General features: G+C 53.0%; 1 protein-coding gene. It reads left to right on the top strand.

Annotated elements, in window-relative coordinates:
• Positions 1 to 72 precede the first annotated feature (72 nt).
• Entirely contained in the window at positions 73 to 903 is an 831-nt protein-coding gene (locus DJ73_RS06755) for an IS5 family transposase (RefSeq protein WP_094557628.1), read from the top strand.
• Positions 904 to 934: the final 31 nt, after the last annotated feature.

Consider the following 934-nt stretch of genomic DNA (forward strand, 5'->3'; position numbering starts at 1 on the left):
GGCTGTGTTTAGACGCTAAGAATATTGCCTGAACGGCGTGATTTCGAGGAAGTGAAGCGAGCAGAGTTCGATGTGCCTTCGAAACTCGCCCGCTTCACCGACCGATGTGTGGCTTTGTCTCAAAAATCTGTCGGGAGTGACGGAAATCAGCCTGTCAAGAAAGGAGCAGGTGGCTACGCTGACTGGGTGATCATCACTCTCCACGGACTCCGCGAATACCTCGACCTTCCGTACCGCCGACTCCTCGATATCCTCCGTGAAATGCCTGATATCGTGGAGAAAATCGGGCTGTCGGTCGAGGAGTTGCCGGACTTCACCACGGTTTGTGCTCGGAAGCAAGCGCTGAAGATGCGCGTCTGGCGAGTGCTGTTGCGGCTGTCGGTGAATCTATTTGATACTGGAGAGATTCAGGCCATCGACTCCACCAGTCTCGCTCATCGTTCGTCCAGTCACAACTACGCGAAGCGTGTCAAAGGCACGTTTGAGTCGGTTAAAACCACACTTCTCGTTGATTGCTCGACGAGAGCAATCCTCGACGTTCACTGCTCAAAGAACCTTCCACACGACACACAGATCGCGTGGCAAGTCCTCACGAGAAATCTCGAACAGCTAGGAACTGTAGTCGCCGACAAAGGCTTTGACTGGGACGAACTCCGTCATATGCTGCGTGAAGAAGGCATCAGACCGGTGATCAAGCACCGTGAATTCTACTCGCTTGATGCCGCTCACAATGCTCGGATCGATGATGAAACGTACCATCGACGATCTATCGTCGAATCGATATTTTTCGCGCTGCGCAAGCGATTCGGCTCGACGATTAAAGCCAGAACGTGGTTTGGTCAGTTTCGAGAGATCGTCCTAAAGGCCGCCATCAGAAACATCGAGCAGTCTCTCACCGCCTGAACCACGTGAATTCGAGCGTCTAAACAAGGCC

The organism is Halorubrum sp. Ea1, assembly GCF_002252965.1.
In the GTDB taxonomy this organism is placed as follows: Archaea; Halobacteriota; Halobacteria; order Halobacteriales; family Haloferacaceae; genus Halorubrum.